At 70.6% G+C, this 17,551-nt stretch carries 18 protein-coding genes and 1 tRNA gene; 12 read left to right on the top strand and 7 right to left on the bottom strand.

Going from position 1 to position 17,551, the window contains the following annotated elements:
- Window position 1 precedes the first annotated feature (1 nt).
- The gene (locus AB0K15_RS01250; protein ID WP_364044017.1) at window positions 2-967 is read right to left on the bottom strand and encodes an ABC transporter permease; all 966 of its coding nucleotides are present in this window, start codon (window positions 965-967) and stop codon (window positions 2-4) included.
- 144 nt (window positions 968-1,111) lie between these two features.
- Between AB0K15_RS01250 and AB0K15_RS01255 the strand changes: the two genes are divergently transcribed.
- From AB0K15_RS01255 to AB0K15_RS01275, 5 genes are read left to right on the top strand one after another with little or no spacing between them, the layout of a single operon-like run.
- Window positions 1,112-1,741 carry a hypothetical protein gene (locus AB0K15_RS01255; RefSeq protein ID WP_364045332.1) on the top strand — a complete coding sequence of 210 codons (630 nt, stop codon included), beginning with the start codon at window positions 1,112-1,114 and terminating at the stop codon, window positions 1,739-1,741.
- 34 nt (window positions 1,742-1,775) lie between these two features.
- Complete coding sequence (locus AB0K15_RS01260) at window positions 1,776-2,222, top strand: hypothetical protein (protein WP_364044020.1); 447 nt, start codon at window positions 1,776-1,778, stop codon at window positions 2,220-2,222.
- Window positions 2,219-2,680: a GNAT family N-acetyltransferase gene (locus AB0K15_RS01265; protein ID WP_364044023.1), complete on the top strand. Its 462-nt coding sequence runs from the start codon at window positions 2,219-2,221 to the stop codon at window positions 2,678-2,680. The genes AB0K15_RS01260 and AB0K15_RS01265 overlap by 4 nt, the downstream gene beginning before the upstream one ends.
- A gap of 32 nt (window positions 2,681-2,712) precedes the next feature.
- Complete coding sequence (gene pseI / locus AB0K15_RS01270) at window positions 2,713-3,762, top strand: pseudaminic acid synthase (RefSeq protein ID WP_364044026.1); 1,050 nt, start codon at window positions 2,713-2,715, stop codon at window positions 3,760-3,762.
- Between the two features lie 10 nt (window positions 3,763-3,772).
- The gene (locus AB0K15_RS01275; RefSeq protein ID WP_364044029.1) at window positions 3,773-4,264 is read left to right on the top strand and encodes a DUF4345 domain-containing protein; all 492 of its coding nucleotides are present in this window, start codon (window positions 3,773-3,775) and stop codon (window positions 4,262-4,264) included.
- Here the strand turns inward: AB0K15_RS01275 and AB0K15_RS01280 are convergent.
- Window positions 4,168-5,304, bottom strand: coding sequence for an aminotransferase class V-fold PLP-dependent enzyme (locus AB0K15_RS01280; protein WP_364044032.1), 1,137 nt, complete (start codon window positions 5,302-5,304; stop codon window positions 4,168-4,170). The two genes, AB0K15_RS01275 and AB0K15_RS01280, sit on opposite strands and share 97 nt — an antisense overlap.
- The gene (gene pseB / locus AB0K15_RS01285; RefSeq protein WP_364044034.1) at window positions 5,297-6,280 is read right to left on the bottom strand and encodes a UDP-N-acetylglucosamine 4,6-dehydratase (inverting); all 984 of its coding nucleotides are present in this window, start codon (window positions 6,278-6,280) and stop codon (window positions 5,297-5,299) included. The genes AB0K15_RS01280 and pseB overlap by 8 nt, the downstream gene beginning before the upstream one ends.
- Before the next feature lie 62 nt (window positions 6,281-6,342).
- Between pseB and AB0K15_RS01290 the strand changes: the two genes are divergently transcribed.
- The 3 genes from AB0K15_RS01290 (at window position 6,343) to AB0K15_RS01300 (ending at window position 9,296) form a co-directional block, all read left to right on the top strand.
- Window positions 6,343-7,080 (top strand): glycosyltransferase family protein, encoded by a 738-nt coding sequence (locus tag AB0K15_RS01290; protein WP_364044037.1) that lies wholly within the window; start codon window positions 6,343-6,345, stop codon window positions 7,078-7,080.
- Window positions 7,077-8,048 (top strand): spore coat protein, encoded by a 972-nt coding sequence (locus tag AB0K15_RS01295; protein WP_364044040.1) that lies wholly within the window; start codon window positions 7,077-7,079, stop codon window positions 8,046-8,048. The genes AB0K15_RS01290 and AB0K15_RS01295 overlap by 4 nt, the downstream gene beginning before the upstream one ends.
- 105 nt (window positions 8,049-8,153) lie before the next feature.
- Window positions 8,154-9,296: an epoxide hydrolase family protein gene (locus AB0K15_RS01300; RefSeq protein ID WP_364044043.1), complete on the top strand. Its 1,143-nt coding sequence runs from the start codon at window positions 8,154-8,156 to the stop codon at window positions 9,294-9,296.
- A 643-nt stretch (window positions 9,297-9,939) separates the two neighbouring features.
- Here the strand turns inward: AB0K15_RS01300 and AB0K15_RS01305 are convergent.
- Complete coding sequence (locus AB0K15_RS01305) at window positions 9,940-10,518, bottom strand: bacterial proteasome activator family protein (RefSeq protein WP_364044046.1); 579 nt, start codon at window positions 10,516-10,518, stop codon at window positions 9,940-9,942.
- A 90-nt stretch (window positions 10,519-10,608) separates the two neighbouring features.
- Between AB0K15_RS01305 and AB0K15_RS01310 the strand changes: the two genes are divergently transcribed.
- Window positions 10,609-11,808 (top strand): cysteine desulfurase-like protein, encoded by a 1,200-nt coding sequence (locus AB0K15_RS01310; RefSeq protein WP_364044049.1) that lies wholly within the window; start codon window positions 10,609-10,611, stop codon window positions 11,806-11,808.
- Window positions 11,809-11,835: 27 nt separating this feature from the next.
- Here AB0K15_RS01310 and AB0K15_RS01315 read toward each other — a convergent pair whose 3' ends face one another.
- Window positions 11,836-12,813, bottom strand: a complete 978-nt coding sequence (locus tag AB0K15_RS01315; protein ID WP_364044052.1) for an NAD(P)H-quinone oxidoreductase — start codon at window positions 12,811-12,813, stop codon at window positions 11,836-11,838.
- Window positions 12,814-12,896: 83 nt separating this feature from the next.
- On the opposite strand from AB0K15_RS01315, the gene AB0K15_RS01320 reads away from it, so the two are divergent.
- The gene (locus AB0K15_RS01320) at window positions 12,897-14,393 is read left to right on the top strand and encodes a M28 family metallopeptidase (RefSeq protein WP_364044055.1); all 1,497 of its coding nucleotides are present in this window, start codon (window positions 12,897-12,899) and stop codon (window positions 14,391-14,393) included.
- Between the two features lie 164 nt (window positions 14,394-14,557).
- On the opposite strand, the gene AB0K15_RS01325 is transcribed toward AB0K15_RS01320, so the two are convergent.
- Window positions 14,558-15,490: a neutral zinc metallopeptidase gene (locus AB0K15_RS01325; RefSeq protein WP_285971089.1), complete on the bottom strand. Its 933-nt coding sequence runs from the start codon at window positions 15,488-15,490 to the stop codon at window positions 14,558-14,560.
- Window positions 15,491-16,268: 778 nt separating this feature from the next.
- On the opposite strand from AB0K15_RS01325, the gene AB0K15_RS01330 reads away from it, so the two are divergent.
- Window positions 16,269-16,799 (top strand): MarR family transcriptional regulator, encoded by a 531-nt coding sequence (locus AB0K15_RS01330; protein ID WP_364044058.1) that lies wholly within the window; start codon window positions 16,269-16,271, stop codon window positions 16,797-16,799.
- Window positions 16,763-16,847, top strand: a tRNA-Ser gene (locus AB0K15_RS01335). The genes AB0K15_RS01330 and AB0K15_RS01335 overlap by 37 nt, the downstream gene beginning before the upstream one ends.
- Window positions 16,848-17,210: 363 nt before the next feature.
- Here the strand turns inward: AB0K15_RS01335 and AB0K15_RS01340 are convergent.
- A complete protein-coding gene (locus tag AB0K15_RS01340) occupies window positions 17,211-17,492 on the bottom strand; it encodes a DUF2277 domain-containing protein (protein ID WP_220245653.1) in 282 nt (93 codons plus the stop codon).
- Window positions 17,493-17,551 lie beyond the last annotated feature (59 nt).

Raw genomic sequence — 17,551 nt, forward strand, 5'->3', positions numbered from 1 at the left:
GTCACACCCAATACGAAACGCGAGAGCGGTAGTTGCGCATGACTACGAGCGCGAGCCCCCAGCCGACGATGGTGATGCCACCCACCACGACCCAGCTGGTCCATCCCACGGTCTGCCCGATCAGCGGCGCGCGCACCACCTGCATGTAGTGGTAGAGCGGGTTGGCCTTGATGAACGGCAGCGCCCAGGAAACGCTGTCGCGCGAGCCGCCCGCGAGCAGCTGGTCGACCGGCCAGACGATCGGCGTGCCGTAGAACAGCAGCTGGATCAGGGAGTTGATCACCTGCGGGATGTCGCGGAAGCGGGTGGAGATGATGCCCAGCAGCAGCGCGGCCCACCCGGCGCTGAGCGCCAGCAGGATGAAGCCTGGAATGGCGAGGAGAATGCTCCAGCTCAGGCCGGGGTGGCAGTACAGATCCGGCGCGCACGCTCCCTCGGGGTAGCCCGGCTCGGTACCCAGCGAGTACGGCTGGTCCAGCGCACTGAAGAAGATGATCAGCAGCACGACGTACACGACCATGTTGTGCGCGAGCATCAGGGTCTGGCGCCAGACGGTGCGGAGCACATAGACGCTCAGCGGCGCGGGGAGCTGCTTGATCATCCCCTCGTTCGCGATGAACGTCTCCATGCCTTCGCTCAGGCAGCCCTGGATGAAGCCCCAGATGATGAAACCCGTCGACAGGTACGGCAGGAACACCTGGATCGGCGTGTTGAACAGCTGCGAGTACAGCAAGCCCAGCCCGAGCGCGATCACGCCCTGGCTGATCGTGATCCAGAACGGACCGATCACGGACCGGCGATACCGCTGCTTGATGTCCTGCCAGCCGAGGTGGGTCCACAGCTCGCGGGCTGCGAGACCCTCCTTGATGTCGGCGATCGCCCTGGAGAACGTCTTGCGGTCCGACGCAGGTGGCATCGGCATCGAGACCTCGGGTTCGGCTACGTGAACCGTGCTGGTGGCATGCACGTGGACGAGGGTACCGATCGGAGGTCTCGTCCTCGGGACGCCCCGGCCCAGGGGGGCGTCCGACCTGTCGATGCCGCACCGAACACGCGGTGTGTCCTGGTAGTTTCTTGCCCCATGACTGCTGCTCTCGGTGCGGCGAGCCTGATGGTCGATCTCCTCGCGGCGTACGCCGATCGTCCCGACCCCAAGTCGGTCGCGGTCGTCGGCAACCAGCCCCTGGGCCCGGACCCGGCTCGGGCCAAAGCCGTGGACGACTGCGATCTCGTGATCCGCGTCAACGGTTTCGTCGTCGACGAGCCGGAAGGTCCGGAGGTGACTGGGCGCAAGGTCCACGCGGTGGTCTTCAACCGCGCCGTGCGGGCCACTCGCCACGTTTTCCGGGACTACCGCAGCAGGCTGTACTTGCTGGTGGAGCCGGGCCGGCTGCACTGGGAACCGGAGGTGCTGCCGGGCTGGTGGCCCGCCGACCTGGGGTTCGTGCCGGTGCCCAACCGCGAGGTCGTGCTGCCGCTGTCCGACGCGCTGGGCCTGCCGACGCGCACGGAGTCGACGTGGTCGACCACGGGCACGCTCGCGGCGTGGATCGCGCGCACGTCGTTCCCCGACGCGCAGCTGGTCCTGACCGGGTTCTCCTTCATCGACAACCCGAACCAGACTTCGTGGGAGCACGCCGCCGGCGATTCCTGCATCGTGGGTCCCGAGCACCAGATCGCCGCCGAGGGCAGGCTGCTGGACTCGTGGACCCGGACCGGCGACACCGTTCTGCTGCGCTGACCCAGTTTTTCCGAATCCCGAAGGAACCGTCCCCATGGCAGTCCAGAAACTTCGTTCCGGCTTCATCAACCGGATCGCCCGGCTCATCGACTTCCGCATCGAAGAGCGCATGCGTGACACGGTCCGCGACCTGAACCACCGCGTGAACGACCTCGAGCACGCGACCGCCGACCACCGGCGCCGGCTCGACGCGGCGGAGTCGGGCCTCGAGCACGCCCGCGGCGACCTGCTCTGGACGCGCGCCGAGCTCGACCGGATCATCCCGCACATCGCCGCGCAGGAGGCGCAGCTCGAGACGCTGCGGGAGTCGATGGCGCTCACGCCGCGCGCCGACAGCGCCGAGCTCGCCGAGTCGCGGTCGCTGATCGAGGAGATCCAGCGCCAGCACGCGCAGATCCGCGTCCGGCTGGCCGGCATCGCGCGGTACGAGGACCGGCTGCGCCGCCTCGAGGACAACCGCCTGGCGCCGTCGGCCCAGTGAGCGCGCTCGCGGCTCGCGAGGCCACCGAGGCCGACGCCGAGCTGCTGCTGGCCTGGCGCAACGACCCGCGCACACGGGAGGCGTCGCGGTCCACCGCCGTGATCGCGCTCGTCGACCACCTGCGGTGGCTGCGCGGTGTGCTGGCTTCGCCGGACCGGCTGCTGCTGGTCGTTTCCGACGCCGGTGGGCCCGTGGGGACCGTGCGGTTCGACCGGGAACGGCCGGGGGAGTGGGAAGTCAGCATCACGCTCGCTCCGGCGAGCCGGGGGCGGGGACTTTCCCTCGGGGTGCTCACGCTCGGCGAACGCGTGCTCATCGAGCGTGAAGACGTGCAGGCGATTCTGGCCGCCGTGCACGAGGACAACGCGGCTTCGGCGGCGTTGTTCGAGCGCGCCGGATACGTCGAGTCGGCGCCCGCCGAGGACGGCTTCCGGTGGCTGCGCAAGACTCGGGGGTGACCCGCACGCGCACCACCGGGAGGACGCCACCCATGTCCGAAGTCCGCATCGGCGCCCACACGCTCGGCCCGGACCGGCCGCCGTTCGTCATCGCCGAGATGTCCGGCAACCACAACGGCGACCTCGACCGCGCGCTCGCGATCGTCGACGCCATCGCCGACACCGGCGCGCAGGCGGTGAAGCTCCAGACCTACCGCCCCGACACGATCACGATCGACGTCGACGGCCCCGCCTTCCGCATCGGCGACGGGCATTCGTTGTGGGGCGGGGAAAACCTGTACAAGCTGTACGAAAAAGCCCACACCCCGTGGGAATGGCACGAACCCATTTTCGAGCGCGCCCGCTCGCGCGGCCTGGAGGCGTTCTCCAGCCCGTTCGACCCGACGGCGGTCGAGCTGCTGGAGTCGCTCGACGTGCCGGCGTACAAGATCGCGTCTTCGGAGATCGTCGACCTGCCGCTGATCGATCTGTGCGCTCGCACCGGCAAACCGCTCGTCATCTCGACGGGCATGGCGAGCATCGCGGAGATCGACGCGGCTGTGCAGACCGCTCGCGCCGCCGGCAACGACCAGCTCATCGTGCTCGGCTGCACCGCCAGCTACCCGGCCTCGCCGTCCGAAAGCAACCTGCGCGGCCTGCCGGTGCTCGCCGGCGTCACGGGCACGCTCGTCGGCCTGTCGGACCACACGCCGGGCATCGGCGCGCCGCTGGCCGCCGTCGCGCTGGGCGCGGTGGCGATCGAGAAGCACGTGACGCTCGCGCGCGCCGACGGTGGTGTGGACTCGGAGTTCTCACTGGAGCCGGCCGAGCTGGCCGCGCTGGTGACCGAGAGCCACCGCGCGTGGGAGGCCCTCGGCCGCCCGGTGATCGGCCCGCGCGAGAGCGAGAAGGAAGGCCTTCGCCTGCGCCGCTCGCTGTACGTCGTGGCGGATGTCCGTGCGGGCGACGAGGTGACTTCGGCGAACGTCCGGTCCATCCGCCCCGCCGGCGGCCTGGCGCCGGCCGAGATCACGAACGTCCTCGGCCGCACCTTTCGCGTGGACGCCGCAAAAGGCACGGCTTTGACCTGGGACCTGATCTAGTCTCGGCCGCATGGCACGAGCGAAGTCGCGCAAGGCGTTGCTGACCGTCCTCGGCGTCCTCGGGGCGATCCCCGTCGCCAGCGGCCTGACCGGCATCCTGGGCGGCCCCGCCCGCGCCCCGGGCGGCGCCCCCGCCGCGCCCAGCGTCGACAGCGAATACCGCTTCGTCAACACGTTCTGGACCGCGGCGGGCCTCGCGCTCTGGTGGTCGCTGCGCCACCCGGAAAAACGCGCGGCGACCACCCGCGTTGTCCTCGGCACCGCCGCCATCGGTGGGGTGCCACGGCTCATCTCGGCCCGGCGCGTGGGCGCGCCGCACCCGGTGTTCCGGGCGGCGATCGTGCTGGAGCTGGTCGTGGTGCCGTTGGTGATGGTGTGGCACGCGGTGGTGGTGCGCGGTGAGGGTCAGGCCCCGAAGAAGCTCCGCACCCCGGCCACAACCCGATCCACATCCGCGTCCGTCAACGACGGGAAGAGCGGCAGCGACAGCTCCTGCTCGTAGTACGCCTCGGCGTTCGGGCACAGGCCGCGGCGGTAGCCGAGGTCCTCGAAGACCGGGTGCCAGTAGGCGGGGATGTAGTTGACCTGCACGCCGATGCCCAGCCCGCGCAGGTGGTCGAACAGCGCGCGGCGGCGGCCGTCGAGGACGCGCAGCGGGTAGAGGTGCCAGACGGGGTCGGCGCCGGGCCGCGAGGGCGGGGTGAGGACGCCGTCGACGTCAGCCAGCAAAGCGTTGTAGCGCGCGTGGATTTCGGCGCGGCGCTTCTTGAACTCGGCCAGGCGCGTGAGCTGGCTGCTGCCCAGGGCGCACAGCACGTCGGGCAGGCGGTAGTTCAGGCCGAACTCGTGCACCTCCTGGTGCCAGCCGCCTTCGTCCGGGTAGCGCTGCTTCGTCTTGTCGCGCACCAGTCCGTGGTTGCGGAAGGCCTGGGCGCGGCCCAGCAGCTCCGGCGAAGCGGTGACGACGGCGCCGCCCTCGGCCGTGGTGAGGTTCTTGGTGGGGAAGAACGAGAACGTGGTCAGGTCGGCGAGCGAGCCGACCGGGCGGCCCTGCCAGCTGCCGCCCACGGAGTGCGCCGCGTCTTCCAGCAGGAGCGCGCCCGCGTTGTGCGCGACCTCGGCCAGCGCGTCCAGCTCGGCGGGGTGGCCGGCGTAGTCGACGGCCGCCACGACCTTCGTGCGGTCGGTCACCGCAGTCGCGGCCGCGTCGACGGAAAGGTTGCCGGTGTCCGGCTCGACGTCGGCGAAGACCACCTTCGCGCCGTGCAGCGCGGCGGTGGCGGCGGTGGCCACGAACGTCATCGGCGACGCCACGACCTCGTCACCCGGACCGATGGCAGCCGCCGCGTACGCGACATGAAGCGCCGCCGTCCCCGAAGTCACCGCGACGGCCGGCACGCCGCCCGTGTGCAGCGCCAGGTCGGCCTCGAACCGCGCGACGGCGGGACCGGTCGTGAGCCAGTCGCCGCGCAGGACGTCGGTGACGGCGGCGATGTCCTCGTCGGTGACCGACTGGCGGCCGTAGGGCAGAAAATCAGGCATACTGCTCGACCAGCTTGCGAAGTTCGTCCGCTTCGAGCCACAGGTCGTTGGTGTCCGAACGGTACGCGAACCCCTCGGGCATCGGCTTGCCGTCGGCGGGCGCCTCATAGCCCCAGCCCGCCAGGTGCGGCTGCACGACGTACCGGTCGGGCAGCTGAACGGTCCGGCGCGCGTCGTCGGGCGCGATCATCTCCTCGTGCAGCTTCTCGCCCGGGCGCACGCCCACCTCGTGCATCGGCGAACCCGGCGCGATGGCCTGCGCGAGGTCGACGAGCCGCATGCTCGGGATCCGCGGCACGTAGAGCTCACCGCCGTGCATCTGGTCGAACGAGTCCACCACGAACTGCACGGCCTGCGGCAGCGTGATCCAGAACCGCGTCATGTCCTTGTGCGTGATCGGCAGCGACTCGCCCTGCTCGGCGAGCTTGCGGAAGAACGGGATCACGCTGCCGCGCGAGCCCATCACGTTGCCGTAGCGCACCACGGAGAACCGCGTGACGTGCGCGGCCGCGTAGTGGTTGCCGCTGATGAACATCCGGTCGGCGCACAGCTTGGTGGCGCCGTAGAGGTTGATCGGGCTCGACGCCTTGTCGGTCGACAGCGCGACGACCTTCTTCACGCCGGTGTCGATCGCGGCTTCGATGACGTTCTGCGAACCCATCACGTTGGTCTGGACGAACTCGAACGGGTTGTACTCACCCGTGTCCACCTGCTTGAGCGCCGCGGCGTGCACGACGTAGTCGACGCCGTGCATGGCGCGCTCGAGGCGGCGGCGGTCGCGGACGTCGCCGATGAACCAGCGCAGCCGCGGGTCGTCGTTGAACAGCTGCCGGGCTTCGTACTGCTTGAGCTCGTCGCGGGAGAGCACGACCAGCCGGCTGGGGTTCAGCTCGGCGAGGGCGTGGGTGATGAACGCCTTGCCGAACGAGCCGGTCCCGCCGGTGAGCAGGATGCTGGAGCCATCCAGCTCGGACATCGACGACCTCCGCGGTTGGGGTTCTTGGTTCTGGCGCGTTGCCGCAGGCCATCATGTCACCCATGCGTGAAGGCCTCGGCGTCAACGCCGTGATCCAGGCCCGGTCCTCCTCGACGCGCCTGCCGGGCAAGGTGCTGCGCCCCCTGGCCGGGCGCAGTGTGCTCGGCTGGGTCGTCCGCGCGGCGGCCGCCGCCCCCGGCGTGGACCAGGTGGTGGTCGCCACCTCGGACGCGCCCGACGACGACGCCGTCGCCGCCGAAGCCGCCCGCTGCGGCGCCCTGGTCGCGCGCGGCCCGCTCGACGACGTCGTGGCTCGCTTCGGCGTGGCCCTGGCCGCCTACCCGGCCGACGCCGTGATCCGGCTCACCGCCGACTGCCCTCTGCTCGACCCCGCGTTGATCGGCCGGCTGGCGGCCGTGTGGCGCGCGGAGCCGTCGGTGGACTACGTCAGCACCACCCTCGTGCGGACGCTGCCGCGCGGCTTCGACGCGGAACTGGTGCGGGCTTCGGTGCTCGCCGAGCAGGTCGAGACTGCCGAGGGCCCGGACCGCGAGCACGTGACGTCGGCGATCTACCGGCAGCCCTCGCGCTACTCGTGCACAGGCATCGTGGTGAGCCCGGCCGCCGAGGACCTGCGCGTCACCCTCGACACCCCGGAGGACTGGGACCTTCTCGAGGCGGTTGTTTCGGTTCTCGGTGATCAGGCCGCGTCGTGGCGTTCGGTCGTTTCGCTGCTGCGCTCCCGGCCGGACCTGGTGGCGTTGAACGCGCACGTCGAGCAGAAGAAGCTCGGCCAGTGAAGCTCCTGCTCCGAGCCGACGCGTCCCCGGAGATCGGCGCGGGCCACATCGCGCGCGTCGTGGCCTACGCCGAGCGCGCCGTCGCCCGCGGCTGGGACGTCTCCTTCGCGGGCGCCACGGACAACGCGGAATGGCTGGCGTCCCGCTTCGACGCGCTCTCCGTGCCGGTTTTGCCGGTTTCGGACTGGGCTTCTCTGGCCTCGGGCTTCGATGCGGTCCTCGTGGACCACTACGCCCTGGGCGACGTGCGCGCCGAGGTCAACGCCGCGGGCGCGCTGCTGGTGTCCATCGAGGACGACACCTTCGGCCGCCGGCCCGCCGACGTCGTGGTGGACGCCGGGCTTTCGCCCGCGCCGCGCCCCGCGGACGGTTCCGGCGTGCTGCTTCGGGGCGTCGAATACACGGCGCTGCGCTCGGGGGTCCTGGCTGCTCGCGCGCGTCGTTCTGCCGGCGCTGCGCCTTCGCCCCACGTCACGGTCGTGCTGGGCGGCGGCGCCGAATGGTCGGGGACGGTCAGCCTGCTCCTCGGCGCCCTCGCCGCCACGGGGCTGCCCTTCTCCGCCGACGCTCTCGTCCGCGGCGAGCCTGCCCTGCCGGTTCTGTCGGCCGGCCAGTCCATCCGGGTCGCCGGCCCGCACCCGGGCCTGCTTGACCTCCTGGCCACCACCGACGTCGCCGTCAGCGCCACCGGGGTCACCTTCCTGGAACTCTGCTGCCTCGGCGTCCCGGCGGCGGCGGTGCAACTGGTGGACAACCAGGGGCCCGGCTACCGCGCCGCCGTGGACCTCGGCCTGGCCGTGGGCCTGGGCGACGCCGGTTCTCTGGCGGATCGGCTGCCTGAGGTGACCTCCGCGCTGGGTTCGCTGCTGTCGGACGCCGGCTTGCGGTCCTCTTTGTCCGGTGCTGCTGCGTCTACTGTGGACGGACTCGGGGCGGACCGGGTGCTGGACGTCATCGCTTCGACCTAGGGGATTCGAGGGATTTCTCAGGCGTTTTCGGCACCCGCTGGCCGTCTCCAGCGCCTGGGTGATTGAGGGCCGAACCTGTCCTCAAGGGGTTCTAGCTTTTTCGGCATGACCCTCACCCCGTTCCGCGTCCACGTCCCGCAAGCCGACCTCGACGACCTGCACGAACGGCTCGCCCGGACGCGCTGGCCGGACCAGCCCGAGGGCGTCGGGTGGGAGCTGGGGATTCCGGTGGACGAGGTGCAGGACCTGGCGGAGCACTGGCGCCTGAGGTTCGACTGGCGGGCGGCCGAGGACCGGATCAACGCGTTTCCGCAGTTCACGACCACCATCGACGGTGAGAACGTGCACTTCCTCCACGTCCGCTCGCCTGAGGAGGGGGCCACGCCGCTGCTGCTGACGCACGGCTGGCCCGGGTCGATCGTGGAGTTCCTGGACCTGATCGGACCGCTCGCCGACCCGCGCGCGTACGGCGGGGACCCCCGCGACGCGTTCCACGTGGTCGTCCCGTCGATCCCCGGCTTCGGCTTCTCCGGCCCGACGCGCGACCGCGCCTGGGGCCCGGCCCGCGGCGCTCGTGCGTGGGCTTCGCTGATGACCACCCTCGGCTACGACCACTTCGGCACCCACGGCGGCGACTGGGGCGCCCTGATCTCCCGCGAGCTCGGCGTGCAGTTCCCTGGGCGTGTGCTCGGGGTGCACGTCACGATGCTGCCCACCGCCGTCGCCCGCTCGGAGTCGGACCTGGCGGGGTTGACCGGCGCTGACCTGGCGCTGGCCGAACGGTCGTTGGCGAAGTCCCGCACCTTCCAGCACACCGGAACCGGCTACGCGATCATCCAGGCCACCAAGCCGCAAACGCTTGCGTACGGCCTCACCGACTCACCCGCCGGCCAACTCGCGTGGATCGCGGAAAAGTTCCGCTCCTTCTCCAACGCCCCCCACGACCTCATCGACCGCGACGACCTCCTCACCGACGTCGCGATCTACTGGTTCACCGGCACGGCCAACTCGTCCGCCCGCATCTACGCCGCCCTCGAAGGCCCGTGGGGCGCGCCCCTGCCCGTTTCCACGGCGCCCACAGGCGTCGCGGTCTTCCCCGACGACATCGGCCTGCCCCTACGCCCCCTCGCCGAACGCACCGACAAGATCGTCCACTGGTCCGAGTTCTCAGCCGGCGGCCACTTCCCGGCCCTCGAACAACCGGACGCGCTGATCGATGACCTTCGGAAGTTCTTCGGGAGCCTCTGAGCCGGGGCGGTGCGAAGGGCCGGTTCGCACCCGCACCGCGGCGCGAGGGGACCATTCACGACCACACGGTGGCACGATGGGACTGCCCGCGCCCGTCAGCATGAAGGGTCCACTCACGCTCGGATGCCGGTGCGGCTGGACCGTTCGCGCGGTGGCGTGAAGGGGCCGATTGAGCATGCTGGCGTGATTGGTCTCTTCGCGTTCGGTCGTCGCGGATGCCGGCGCGGCTGGACCGTTCGCGCGGTGGCGTGAAGGGGCCGATTGAGCTCGCCGGCGTGACCGGTCCCTTCGCGTTCGGTCGTCGCGGATGCCGGCGCGGCTGGACCGTTCGCGCGGTGGCGTGAAGGGGCCGATTGAGCATGCTGGCGTGATCGGTCCCTTCGCGTTCGGTCGCCGCGGTCGGACCGTTCGCGCGGGAGTGCCGGTTCGAAAGGACCGTTCGCGGTCGTCCGTGCGGTACGAGGGGACCGTTCGTGCTGTGGCGGTGGTGCGAGGGGACCGTGCACGCCGCGAGCGATGGCCCGAAGCGACCGTTCACCCCCGAAACAGCGAGAAGGGACCGTTCCCACGCCACCCAGCGTGCGAACGATCCCCTCATCACCAACGCCTCACCGCCACCGGCGAGACGTCACGACTCAAGACCTCACAGATACTGCCCGGTCCCACTGATCCCAGGTCGCTGCCCGTCAGCACCAGGCGCACCCGGCATCACCGCACCCGACGAACCGGCCGGCAGCCCCCGCCGCATCTGTTCCAGCTGGACGCGTGCCGCCATCTGCTGGGCGAACAGGGCCGTCTGGATGCCGTGGAACAGGCCCTCCAGCCAGCCCACCAGCTGGGCCTGCGCGATCCGCAGCTCGGCGTCCGACGGAGTCGATTCGTCCGTGAACGGGTGCACCAGGCGCTGCAGCTCCTCGCGCAGCTCGGGGGCCAGGGCCTCCTGCAGTTCGCGCACCGAGTTCTGGTGGATCTCGCGCACCCGGTTCCGGCTGGCGTCGTCGAGCGGTGCCGCGCGGACCTCCTCCAGGAGCTGCTTGATCATCGTCCCGATGCGCATCACCTTGGCCGGCTCTTCGACCAGCTCGCCGGCGGCTTCCTCGCCCTCGGGCGCAGCCGAGGAGACACCCCCGACCGGGATCCCGTCGGGGCCGACGACCACCACATGGGGGGTCGCCTCGGCGTCGGAAGCCTGCCGGAAGTTCGGCTCGCTCATGTGCTCCATCCCATCAGAAACGCCAGCGTCGCCTCCGAGCGTAGCCGCATGAGCCAACCCCGCGGTAACCGCTAAACCGCACGTCCGTACGGTGTCACCATGGCGTTCGACGTCGCTCGTATCCGTGGGTTGTTCCCCGCGCTGGGTGACGGCTGGATTCACTTCGACGGCGCCGCCGGAATGCTGGTCCCGGAACAGGTCGCTTCGGCCGTTTCGACGGCCATGCGTGCCCCGGTGTCCGGGCCGGGCGGAGCGTTTCCGGCCTCTCAGCGCGCGGAGAGCATTGTCACCGCGGCCCGGCGGGCAGTGGCAGATCTGGTCGGGGCGGACCCGGCCGCCGTCGTGCTCGGACCGAGCGCGCCGGTGATGCTGCGCCGCCTCGTCGACGCGCTCGCCGAGCGCTGGACGATCGGCGACGAGGTCGTGGTGTCCCGGCTCGACGAGGAAGCGAACCTCGCGCCGTGGCAGCGCGCCGCGAAGCGCGTGGGCGCGGTCGTGCGCTGGGGCGAGATCGACATCGAGACGTGCGAGCTGCCCGCGTGGCAGTACGAGAACCTCGTGTCCGCCCGCACCAAAGCCGTCACGGTCACGCTCGCGTCGGGCTCCGTCGGCACGCGCCCCGACGTCCCCACGGTCATCGAGTTCGCCAAGCGCGTCGGCGCGCTCGTGGTGGTGGACGCGACCTACGCGGCCCCCTTCGTGCCGCTCGACCTCGCCGAGCTGGGCGCCGACGTCATGGTCGTCTCCGCGCAGGCGTGGGGCGGCCCATCGGTGGGCGCGCTGGTGTTCCGCGACCCCGAGATGCTCGAACGCATCCCCTCCGCCTCGCTCGACCCGGCCGCCCGCGGCGCCGCGCGCCTCGAGCTCGGCCCCCACGCGTATCCGCTGCTCGCCGGGCTCGTCGCGTCGATCGACTACCTGGCAGGCCTCGACGACGCCGCGTCCGGCTCGCGCCGCGAACGGCTCGTGACGTCCCTCGGCTCCGCCAAGTCGTACCACGCGGGCCTGCTCGCACAGCTGTCCACGGAGCTCCGCTCGCTGCGCCACGTCATGGTGATCGGCGACGCCATGCGCCGCATCCCCGCGCTCGCGTTCGCCGTGCAGGGCAAGAAAGCGCCGGAGGTCGCGGAGTACCTGGCGTCGCAAGGCCTCTGCGCCTTCGCCGACGACGGATCGGCCGGCGTCTTCGCGTCGCTCGGCGTCGGCGAGGTGGGCGGAGCGGTGCGCATCGGGCTCGCGCACTACTCCAACGTCTTCGAGATCAACCAGCTCGTGCGTGTCCTGGAAGAGCTGCGCTGACCGGAGAAGCCAGCGCAGCCCCCGAGGTCACGACTTCGCGGTCAGCAGGATCTTCCCGAACACCGAGCCCTCTTCGAGCATTCGGTGCGCGGAAGCCGCCTCGGCCATCGGCACGACCTGGCCGATGATCGGCTTCACGGACCCGTTCTCCACCAGCGGCCACAGCCCTTCGCGCACGGACGCGACGACCTCGGCCTTCTGCTCCAGCGGACGCCACCGCAGCCCGGCCGCGAAGACGCTCGCGCGCTTGCCGAGCAGGCTGCCGATGTTCAGCTCGCCCTTGACCCCGCCCTGCATGCCGATGATCACCAGCCGGCCGTCGGCGCGCAGCGCGTCGACGTTGCGCTGCAGGTACTTCGCGCCCATGTTGTCGAGGATGACGTCGGCGCCCTTGGCCTCGGCGTGCAGGATCTCGACGAAGTCCTGTTCCTTGTAGTTGATCGTGATGTCGGCGCCGAGCTGGCGGCAGCGGTCGAGCCGCTCCGCCGAACCCGCGGTGACGGCCACGGTCGCGCCCAGCGCCTTGCCGACCTGGATCGCGTGGGTGCCGATGCCGCCCGCGCCGCCGTGGACCAGCAGCGTCTGGCCTTCGGCGAGCTTCGCGTGCATCACGACGTTGGCCCACACCGTGCACGCGACCTCCGGCAGCCCGGCCGCCGCGAGCAGCTCGACCTCGCCGGGCACAGGCAGCAGCTGGCCGGCGGGCACGACCACACGCTCGGCGTAGCCACCGCCGGCGAGCAGCGCGCACACCTCGTCGCCGACCTGCCAGCCTTCGACGCCGTCGCCCAGCTCCGCGATCGTGCCGGAGCACTCGAGGCCGATGGTCTCGCTCGACCCGGGCGGTGGCGGGTAGTTGCCCTGGCGCTGCAGCAGGTCCGCTCGGTTGACCGCGCTGGCGGCCACGTCGAGCAGCACTTCGCCGGGACCGGGGCTCGGATCGGGGACTTCGGTCCACTCGAGAACTTCGGGACCGCCGGGTTCGCGGATCGTGATCGCGTACATGCGCCCGACTGTATCCCTCACCTCGCATTCTCCGCCGAATGCCGCATTGACGTTCCGGACAACGGGCACAAAGGTGAGCAACCATGTCATCAACCCGTAAAAGACTCATCCCGCCGGTGATCCTGGCGGCCTGCGCGACCCTGGCACTGGGTACCACCCCGGCCGTGGCCGCGAAGAGCGACGATCTCGCGAAGCAGCTGACAAAGAAGGTGACCCTCGACGGCGTCAACCGCCACCTGATCGCGTTGCAACGCATCGCCGACGCCAACGGCGGCACGCGCGCGGCGAGCACCGACGGGCACAAGAAGTCCGCCGAGTACATCGCGGGCAAGCTCGAAGCCGCGGGCTTCAGCGTCACGCGGCAGGAGTTTCCCTTCACCTACAACGAAACCCTCGCCGAGGCGCTCACTGTCGACGGCGCCGGCGTGCCCGTGATCGCGATGGAGTACACCCCGTCGACGCCGGTCGGCGGCATCACCGCACAGCTCGCCGTGGTCCCCGCCGACGCCACCCCGGGGTGCGAAGCGAGTGACTACACCGGCGTGACCGGCAAGATCGTGCTGGTGCCGCGCGGCGCTTGCCCGTTCGCGCAGAAGCAGCAGGCCGCGGCCGACGCGGGGGCGATCGGCGCGCTCATCTCCAACAACGAACCCGGCCCGCTCAACGGGACACTCGGCACTCCCGCCGACGCGCGAATTCCCACCGGCGGCCTGTCTCAGGCCGACGGCCAGGCGCTCGCGGCGAAGGACGGCGCCACGGTGCAGCTGGAGCTGCGCACCTTCCAGGAAGCGCGCACCAGCTACAACGTGATCGCCGAGACGAAGACGGGCCGCAAGGACAACGTCGTGATGCTCGGGTCGCACCTCGACAGCGTCCCGGCGGGTCCCGGCATCAATGACAACGGCACGGGCTCCGCGGCCCTGCTCGAAACCGCGCTGCAGCTGGGTGCGAAGCCGAAGGTGAACAACGCCGTGCGCTTCGGCTTCTGGAGCGCGGAGGAGTTCGGGCTCGTCGGGTCCACGTACTACGTCGATTCGCTGAGCTTCGAGCAGCAGCTCGACCTCGCGCTGTACCTCAACTTCGACATGATCGGCTCGCCCAACGCCGGCTACTTCGCCTACGACGGTGACGATTCCGACCACGTCGGGGCCGGCGCGGGCCCGTACGGCTCGGCGCAGATCGAGAAGACGTTCGTCGACTACCTGACCGGCCGCGGCGTCGCCGTCGAGGGCACCGACTTCACGGGCCGCTCGGACTACGGCGAGTTCATCGCCGTCGGCATCCCGGCGGGCGGCCTCGACACGGGCGCCGAGGTGCTCAAGACCGAGGCTCAGGCCGCGAAGTGGGGCGGCACGGCGGGTATCGCGTTCGACCCGTGTTACCACCAGGCGTGCGACAACCTGGGCAACGTCGACCGCGTCGCCCTCGATCGCAACGTCGACGGCCTCGCGTGGGCGCTCGGCGTCTACGCGACCAGCACGGAGTCGGTGAACGGCGTCGCGCCGGGCAAGCCGGGCAAGGCCGCGAAGAAGCACTCCGCGCACAAGCTCGCCGCCACCGGCGAGGCTGCGGCCGCGTAGTCCCGAAGCACCCCAATGTGGCGTTCGGTGCGCTGAACGCACCGAACGCCGCATTGGGTGCGCTGAACGCACCGAACGCCGCATTGGGTGCGCTGAACGCACCGAACGCCGCATTGGGTGCGCTGAACGCAACCAACGCCGCATTGGGGTGCGTTGGGGTGTCTTCAGCCCAGGTTGTTGGTGCTGAACGTGTTGCACCGCGCCGGCTGGCCCGAGGTGAAGCCGGTGGTGAACCACTTCTCCCGCTGCGCCGACGTGCCGTGCGTGAAGCTCGACGGGTCCGCCTGCCCGCTGCCGAGCTTCGTCTGGATGTAGTCGTCGCCGATGCGCGACGCCGTGTCGAGGGCGCTGGCGATGTCGTCCTGCGTGATGTTCTGCACCAGCGGTTTGCCGGATTCCGTCGGCGTCGTCGAGGCGTGGTTGGCCCAGACGCCGGCGTAGCAGTCGGCTTGCAGCTCCAGCCGGACGGAGCCCGACGTCGGCCCGGTCCCGGTGCCGCGCTGGGACGTGCCGGTGAGGTTCTGCACGTGGTGGCCGTATTCGTGGGCCAGCACGTACGCCTCGGTGAACAGCCCGCCCTGCGCGCCGAAGCGGGTCTTGAGCTCGTCGAAGAACGAGAGGTCGATGTACACGTCGGAGTCGGCCGGGCAGTAGAACGGGCCGGTGTCCGACGTCGCGCTGCCGCAGCCCGTGCGCACGCCGCCGGTGAAGAAGCGCGTCGGCGCCTTGCGGTAGGTCTGGCCGCTGCGCGCGAACTCCTGCGACCAGTAGTCCTGCACGGAGTTGATGATCGCGACGATCGCGCAGTCGTGGTCGCGGTTCGCGTCCGCGCCGGTGTGGCACTTCTGCGAGAGCGTGGTGCTCTCCAGCTGCTGGCCCGAGCCCACGTTGTCGAGCCCCAGCCCGCTCGACGCGCTGTTGGTCCCGAGGCTCGCGCCGCCGAACTGCGAGATCAGGAAGTAGATGATCAGGCCGACCACCCCGATCCCGCCACCCCCGATCGCCACGCGGCCGCCGATGCCACCGCCGCCACCACCGCTGCCGCGGAGGTCCTGGACCTCCGAGGTGTCCAGGCCCGCGTCGTCGTCGAATTGCACAGCGGCAGCGTAACGGGCGAGCCGGACAGAAGCCTGTCTGCGGGCCGTCCCCGGCGGGACGCACTGGTGCGGCCGCGCATGGGACCGGTTTGGGCGCCGCGTGTGCTGAGCGAGGGGGGATTGCGGGGAGAAGGCGGAGGCCGCGGGGGCGAGGGCAGCCGTGCCGCGACGACCTCGGCCGGTGGTGTCGGACTAGGTGGAGCGGGCCGTACCCGACGAAGGCGGGCAGCCACCGGAGGCGACTGGAGCCGGACCCCGGACACAAGCCTGGGTGCGGCCCATGCGCTGCGGACCGCACCCAGGAACTACCGAGGTTCTTCTGTTGACGGCGGTTGGCCACCGGCCGGGCCGGCGTCCGGCGGAGCCGTCGCGGTGCCGAGGCCGCGAAGAGAGAACAACGCCAGATCGACGCCGGATGCGCGAGAAGAATGCCGAGCGCACCGTAGATGCCCACTCGTGCTGTTCACAGTCGCGACCGACCCGTATCAGGCCGTGCCGGCCGCGGGGACACAGCGGGCGGTCAACCGCGGGAATCACCTGCCATGCAACCACCTGGCCTTCCCGGTGGGAGGTCGGTCCGACGGTGCCCTGGCGGCCCGCCTGATACCCGATCAGCCCATCCGCTGACAAGAAGAATGCGCTTCTTCGGCCCAAGTCTCAACCTTTTCGTAACCCACCTTCGGGGGAAGCTTCCCGAATTTTTCACCTGACTCCTCGGTTGGGTCTCGACCTGGTGCCGGGACGCGCAGGGCACCGGCCCGCCTTCTACCCTTTTGCGATGACCGACGAGCAGGCCGTGCGCTGGCTGACCGGCGTCGAGCAGCACGCGTGGCAGATGTACATCGTCGCCTCGCTCCGGCTGCGTCAGCGCCTGCACCGCGAGCTCACCGAGGCCCACGGGGTCTCGCTCGCCGACTACGAGGTGCTCGTCTGCCTCGCGATCCACCCCGACAAGCGCGTCCGGATGTCCGAGCTCGCCTACCAGCTGGGCTCCACGAAGAGCCGGCTGTCGCACCAGATCAGCAAGCTGGAGGTCGGCGGCCTCGTCCGGCGCTGCCCCGACCCGGACGACAAGCGCGGCGTCATCACCGAGCTCACCGGCGCCGGCCAGGCCCTGCTCGACGCCGCGGCGCCCACCCACGTGCGCGGCGCCCGCGAGCACCTCATCGACCTGCTCACCCCGGCGGAACAGTCCACGGTCGGCGCGGTCTTCGGCCGCGTCCTCGAACACCTGGACGACCTGGACAACCGGCGCGATACCCTGACGGACAGGGAAGCGTGGCAGAGCGGCCGAATGCAGACGCCTTGAAAGCGTCCGTAGGGAAACCTACCGGGGGTTCAAATCCCTCCGCTTCCGCAAGTGCGCGTCGAAAAGGCCGCTGAGGGCGGCTTTTTCGTTGCGCAGCATCGTGGACGTCGACGACGCGGGCCCCGCTGGTTGCGGGTGACCGAGGCCTGCGACGGGTCGGTGGATCTGCTGTGGTCACCAGCAGCGACGGCCGGTCCAGCCTCTTGTCGCGGCCGCGCCGAACCGAACGGTCCGGTGTCGCTCGTCCACCGAGCACAGAGCGGCGGCGAAAACGGCGATCAGGGACCTTTCACACATGCCGCGGACGCCAGGGCGACAGCCGGCCGGCGCGGCTCGGAAACGCGCCTGAACCCGTGACCCCGGCAGACCCCCAGGTCGCGCCGCAAACGCCTCGAGCGTTCCCAGGCCCAGTCAGGGCTTCTTCAGTTCCTTCAAGGCCATCCGCGCCCGCACTTCCGGGCGGCGCAGCGGCGGCACGGTCGCCGGGGGCTGGCGGCGGTCGGGGAGTTCGTCCAGCAGCCGTGCGGTGATCGCCGCGATTTCCGCCACCGCCGCCTCGAACGGGTCCCGCGTGGCGTCCGAAAGCGACTGCACGCCGGTCACCTTGCGGACGTACTGGCGTGCTGCCGCTTCGATCTCTTCGGTTGTCGCGGACGGTTGGAGCCCGCGCAGCGTCGTGATGTTTCGGCACATGCGTGACAGGGTACGTCCCTTCGGGAGCCCTCATCACACTGTCGGGCCATCCTCGTTGA

It is taken from the genome of Amycolatopsis sp. NPDC049253 (assembly GCF_040678995.1).
In the GTDB taxonomy this organism is placed as follows: Bacteria; Actinomycetota; Actinomycetes; order Mycobacteriales; family Pseudonocardiaceae; genus Amycolatopsis.

Coding starts and splice junctions, on each gene's coding strand:
- AB0K15_RS01255 (WP_364045332.1), top strand. CDS start 1,112: ATGGTCGATCTCCTCGCGGCGTACGCCGATCGTCCCGACCCCAAGTCG.
- AB0K15_RS01260 (WP_364044020.1), top strand. CDS start 1,776: ATGGCAGTCCAGAAACTTCGTTCCGGCTTCATCAACCGGATCGCCCGG.
- pseI (WP_364044026.1), top strand. CDS start 2,713: ATGTCCGAAGTCCGCATCGGCGCCCACACGCTCGGCCCGGACCGGCCG.
- AB0K15_RS01275 (WP_364044029.1), top strand. CDS start 3,773: ATGGCACGAGCGAAGTCGCGCAAGGCGTTGCTGACCGTCCTCGGCGTC.
- AB0K15_RS01280 (WP_364044032.1), bottom strand. CDS start 5,304: ATGCCTGATTTTCTGCCCTACGGCCGCCAGTCGGTCACCGACGAGGAC.
- pseB (WP_364044034.1), bottom strand. CDS start 6,280: ATGTCCGAGCTGGATGGCTCCAGCATCCTGCTCACCGGCGGGACCGGC.
- AB0K15_RS01290 (WP_364044037.1), top strand. CDS start 6,343: ATGCGTGAAGGCCTCGGCGTCAACGCCGTGATCCAGGCCCGGTCCTCC.
- AB0K15_RS01300 (WP_364044043.1), top strand. CDS start 8,154: ATGACCCTCACCCCGTTCCGCGTCCACGTCCCGCAAGCCGACCTCGAC.
- AB0K15_RS01305 (WP_364044046.1), bottom strand. CDS start 10,518: ATGGAGCACATGAGCGAGCCGAACTTCCGGCAGGCTTCCGACGCCGAG.
- AB0K15_RS01310 (WP_364044049.1), top strand. CDS start 10,609: ATGGCGTTCGACGTCGCTCGTATCCGTGGGTTGTTCCCCGCGCTGGGT.
- AB0K15_RS01315 (WP_364044052.1), bottom strand. CDS start 12,813: ATGTACGCGATCACGATCCGCGAACCCGGCGGTCCCGAAGTTCTCGAG.
- AB0K15_RS01320 (WP_364044055.1), top strand. CDS start 12,897: ATGTCATCAACCCGTAAAAGACTCATCCCGCCGGTGATCCTGGCGGCC.
- AB0K15_RS01330 (WP_364044058.1), top strand. CDS start 16,269: ATGACCGACGAGCAGGCCGTGCGCTGGCTGACCGGCGTCGAGCAGCAC.
- AB0K15_RS01340 (WP_220245653.1), bottom strand. CDS start 17,492: ATGTGCCGAAACATCACGACGCTGCGCGGGCTCCAACCGTCCGCGACA.